Source organism: Aeromonas sp. s9, assembly GCF_040907765.1.
Lineage (GTDB): Bacteria > Pseudomonadota > Gammaproteobacteria > Enterobacterales > Aeromonadaceae > Aeromonas > Aeromonas caviae.
In genome coordinates, this window is sequence record NZ_JBFOCK010000086.1 from 1 (window position 1) to 4,455 (window position 4,455).

At 48.6% G+C, this 4,455-nt stretch carries 4 protein-coding genes; all 4 read right to left on the bottom strand.

The features are described from left to right. Positions 1 to 4: 4 nt before the first annotated feature. The 4 genes from AB5Y54_RS17650 to AB5Y54_RS17665 all read right to left on the bottom strand — a co-directional run bounded on the left by AB5Y54_RS17650 (position 5) and on the right by AB5Y54_RS17665 (position 4,347). Positions 5 to 858, bottom strand: a protein-coding gene (locus AB5Y54_RS17650; protein ID WP_103252041.1) for an IS5 family transposase whose coding sequence is annotated in 2 segments (ribosomal slippage) — positions 5 to 516 and positions 516 to 858 — 855 coding nt in all. Because the reading frame shifts where the segments join, the coding sequence is not laid out codon by codon here. 68 nt (positions 859 to 926) lie between these two features. After that, entirely contained in the window at positions 927 to 1,574 is a 648-nt protein-coding gene (locus AB5Y54_RS17655) for a hypothetical protein (protein ID WP_139444232.1), read from the bottom strand. A gap of 1,006 nt (positions 1,575 to 2,580) precedes the next feature. Continuing rightward, positions 2,581 to 3,270 carry an AAA family ATPase gene (locus AB5Y54_RS17660; protein WP_368154091.1) on the bottom strand — a complete coding sequence of 230 codons (690 nt, stop codon included), beginning with the start codon at positions 3,268 to 3,270 and terminating at the stop codon, positions 2,581 to 2,583. A 45-nt stretch (positions 3,271 to 3,315) separates the two neighbouring features. Next, the gene (locus tag AB5Y54_RS17665; RefSeq protein ID WP_001809438.1) at positions 3,316 to 4,347 is read right to left on the bottom strand and encodes an IS630-like element ISAhy2 family transposase; all 1,032 of its coding nucleotides are present in this window, start codon (positions 4,345 to 4,347) and stop codon (positions 3,316 to 3,318) included. Positions 4,348 to 4,455: the final 108 nt, after the last annotated feature.

Here is a 4,455-nt window from a genome sequence, read left to right on the forward strand (position 1 = left end):
GTTCTCAAAATGCTGGTTTTCTGTCCACACATAACTCGCGCAAGTAGCGAAGGCAGAAAGCCAGTTTGATAAAGGCTGCAAAACTCTTGGCTAGCTTTTCATATCTCGTTGAAAACCGGCGAAACTTCTTCAACCAACCGAAGCACCGCTCCACGACATTGCGCCTGCGGTAATGCACCTTGTCCAGTACCAATGGACGCCCCTTATGGCGCCGTTGCTGGTCGCTGCGTTGCGGAATGACCGCTTTTATCCTTCTCCGCCGTAGCTCGGCTCGAAAGGCTTTGCTGCTATAGGCCTTGTCTGCGGCAAGATGCGCTGGCCGTGTTCGGTAGCGACCTGATGACGTTGGTATCCTCGCCATGGCCAACGCGCTTGTTGCATAGCTGATTTCTGCTGATTGCCCCGGTGACAGGCAGAAGCTCAGTGGTAAGCCATGACCGTCCGTGACCAAGTGAATTTTGCTGCCGAAACCTCCCCGCGAACGGCCAAGGGCTTGATTCATTGAGGTGTTTTTTTACGTGCACCGGCAGCATCTTTGGATGCTCTGACATTGGAGCCGTCCAGGCACCACAGGTCGAAATCGATGAGCCCTTTTTCATTGAGCTTGAGTTGCAGCGCTTCCAGAATGGCATCAATCCGGCCTGCATCCTGCCAACGCCGGAAGGTGTTGTAGACCGAATTCCATGGTCCGAAACGTTCTGGAAGGTCTCGCCAAGGAGCTCCGGTGTGGAGTATCCAGAGAATGCCATCGAGCACTTGGCGCGGTTCACGGGTAGGGCGCCCGATCAGGCTTCGAGAAGGAAACTGGGGCTCGATAAGCCCCCATTGTGCATCAGTCAGCTGATAACGGCGGGACACGGAATGGATCTTAAGCTGTTGAGAAGATGTGAGATTATATCTTCATCACTTTAAGAACACAGCCTAGACTAACTGCTCGCGACACAAATCCCGTTATCCCGCAGCATTCCATCCGAACACCGTGCGACAGTGGAGTGAAACGCATCGCTGAGGTCGTAAACCGGATCGTGGAGCAAATTGAACTCGGTCACTAACAGGCTGGGGTTCATATGAGGATGGCTTGGGATTGCACCCAGCAGGTGGTTACGCAGATGCTGGGTCATCTGGAAAAAATTTTTGCCCGATAACAGGGGGGTATCCAATCGAACCAGCTCAGTGAATGGCTGTGGATAGCTAGAGTCGATGATATAGCCGCTGACCTGATAGGTGTATGTTCGAGCCCTTAGTCGCCTCTGGCATCTATGCCCATCCTCTGGTTGCGTATAGCACTGCTCCCGGGGTGGCTGTGGGATAAACTCGAGATGCGGCAGATCGGGATGACCCAGTAAGATAAATTGGGTGATCAGGCAGTGTCCAACGTCGGCGCTGCCACTGCCAGCATTAAAACCAGCTTTGACGCTGTCACGTCGCAGTTGGTTGAAATGTTTAGCCAGCAAAATGGGTTGGTTATAGGATCTTTCATCGATAAATGGGAGTTCACATCCGGGCTCGGTGATATAGCCGTTTAGGTGGTAGATGAATGGGCCGATGAAAGGCTTTTTAGTTAAAATTATCATGATTAGTCCAGTGGGGGAAATTGGCAAACGGTTGCTGTTGTGATGATATAACAATCATCCTATTTGAATACTCGGGAGCAGAACCCGATCACCAGCCCCACGAAAAATTAGTATAAATAGAGATATTGAAATTTTTAAATTTCTCCCGCCATTTCAAAATCCTATCGCATAGTTGATCCATCATGAGTCGCCATTGGTTTTCTAAGAATGTCACCACGGTAAACCGAGAGATCGCGATCTGCCAAGCCAGAAAACTGGATCATGCCATTGATTTTAAAGGAATTATTTATTGAAAAAATAATTGTACAAATTTTGCTCTTGGTTTTTTTTTGCTCATTTTGGGTGTTTTTTGCACAATTATTGACCGGCAATCCCCCCCCCCGAAAAACTGGGGTGCTTATAAGTACAATTTTCTCGTATCTTGAATGCACCCGTACCACTTGGCCGACGGGTCTCTCCTAACGAGCTCAGAGTTGACCGTTAATACACTGAGATGAGTTCTTATTGACCGGCCTGCATTGCTAAACTCTGGATCATATATTCACATAGAACGCAGTTCTATGTGGAATTTATGAAAGTAAAGACGGCTTCCGATGAGACGCATTTTTAGAAATGGCGATAAGGAGGAGAGTGCACTGAAAAAGAGGCAGCGTGAAGTTCAATCCCAGCCAGTAAAATAATAAAACCGTTTTTTTGTTTTCATGAAAAAATTCCTTTTTTATTTGAAAACAAACGGGGGGGTTAGATTTTTTTAAAATTAATACTTGATGCTTTCATACCTACTTATTTTCGAGATGTCAACCGATGAGGATAAGAGTAGATTTATCCTCATCGAGCCGGGGGATTGTTAAGGGGGTGCAATATATCACATGCAATACTTATATATATGTAGTTCATTGCACCATTGCATCCAATTAATTGGCGGATGTGGATGAATCTGCTAAATGTTTGATAGCAATGCCATCTGTTAATACATATTCAGTCCGTTCAGATGTCGCCACCCTTGTCACCCAACCATTATCGATACATTTTTTATGTAATTTTTTGCCTGCCGTTCTTTTACAGAGAAATACTGGCAAAACCTCTCGGTCAATGTGGTGGCAGAAATCGCCTCCTGGCCTTCCAGTGCCTCCAGCAGCCCATCCATCAGCCTGTCGCGCTCCTCCCCGATGGCACTGACTAATGTCAGCCCAATACGATTAAGGAGTATTTCGTCAGGTGTTTCAACCGCCCTCGCACTGAACGTCAGGTTGTAGCGAGCGCCCTGACCCTCTCGCGTCCCCAGTGAGATGACACCATCGGCCTCACCATGAATCGAAGAAGCTCCCCGCATGCTCATTACGCCAGCGTTAACCCCACCTGCATTAGGCGAAGCCTTTCTGGCGTGATGAACGATGATGTGTGCAGCTGAGCCGCTGATTTTTCGAATGGCTCGCATCACCTGACCCATTTCGCCATTGTTGTTTTCCTCTGCATTATGCATCCGAGCGAGGACATCCCAGATGATCAAATCCGGTTGAATGTCGTTGACAATATCTATTATTGCCTGTGATGCCATAGGATCTAATACATCAGTCGATTTATAATCGCCGCACCGCAAGAATGTTTTAATGTTTTTTGCATCTCCCAAGTTGGTCTGTTCCGACATGGTGTAGTACCGCTGCCAAAACAATCTGTCATTGACCTCAAAATCCATATACAATACGAGCGCTGGCCTTTTAAATAACTGATCCCAATAGTGCTACACCTTCGCTGTGCCATAGCCATTCCCCGGGAAAGGAGACACGGTATCCATGAAGTGTTTCACTCGGGCCAGCAGGTTTGCCATCCCTCTGCATTGATGATTGCGCGTGATGGTTTCATGTAACTTGTGCCATAGCCGTTCTATGTGATTAACCCAAGGGCTGTAAACTGGCTGGAACACCAGGCAGAACTTGGGATTCTTCTTCAACCATCGCTCGGTCTGTTTGCTTTTGTGAATGATGTAGTTATCGAGGATCAACGTGATGGTTTTGGCTCGTCGGTAGTGGTGGCGCAGCTTTTCCAGCATGGCAATAAACAGCGATGAGTTTTTCTTGATCCCGCTGACGTAAAGTACCCTTCCGTTGCCTGCGTGGAGAACGCCTGCCAGATAATGCTTGGCATTCTGCCCCGGTGTGACAACCCGCTTTTGCTGCGCTCTGAACATCCAGTCGGCTCCTAATTTGGGATTGAGGTCTATATCGACTTCATCCTCATAAAACACCGGATTATCGGCATCACAGCGGGCCAGCGCGGCGTCGATATTCGCCATTTTTTCCTGATAGGCTGGGTCTTTTATCCGCAAGGTCGGCACGGGCCTGCGCCAGACAATGCCCATACGAGGTAACCATCGGCGGAGCGTGGAGGCTGCCACATTGAGCCCTGTTAACCGATTGATTTTTATAGCCAATAGTTCAGTACACCAACGGCTGCGCTGATAACCAAAATCTTGCGGAGAAAACTGCATGAGCAGCACCAGTAGGGTGACAATCTTGGCGATAGGTAAGACTGGGGCACGGCCAGCCGGTAAGGCTTCTAGCGCATCTATGCCTTCATCTCGATACCACCGAAGCCAACGACCGATGGTCGAGCGCGCAGCGCCGGTAAGGTGATGAACATCGGTGATCGTGCGTCCTTCATGTAACAGCAAGATGGCCATCAAGCGACGAGCATGTCCTTTATCACGGGTGGCATGGATGATTTTGTGAATGCGGCGCCGTTGTGGTCGTGGCAGAGGTGGTAGGATAGGCATCAACTCAGTCCTTTGGGTGTGGCTTGTTTTGTTTAGCGACTAATCAGATCGCACAAACTGGACTGAGTTCCCTTCCTCCGGTGATCTACTATTCGGAACAGCTATTTA

Bases quoted from the DNA above. Each gene is read 5' to 3' on its own strand.
- AB5Y54_RS17655 (WP_139444232.1), bottom strand. From the start codon at position 1,574: ATGATAATTTTAACTAAAAAGCCTTTCATCGGCCCATTCATCTACCAC.
- AB5Y54_RS17660 (WP_368154091.1), bottom strand. From the start codon at position 3,270: ATGGATTTTGAGGTCAATGACAGATTGTTTTGGCAGCGGTACTACACC.
- AB5Y54_RS17665 (WP_001809438.1), bottom strand. From the start codon at position 4,347: ATGCCTATCCTACCACCTCTGCCACGACCACAACGGCGCCGCATTCAC.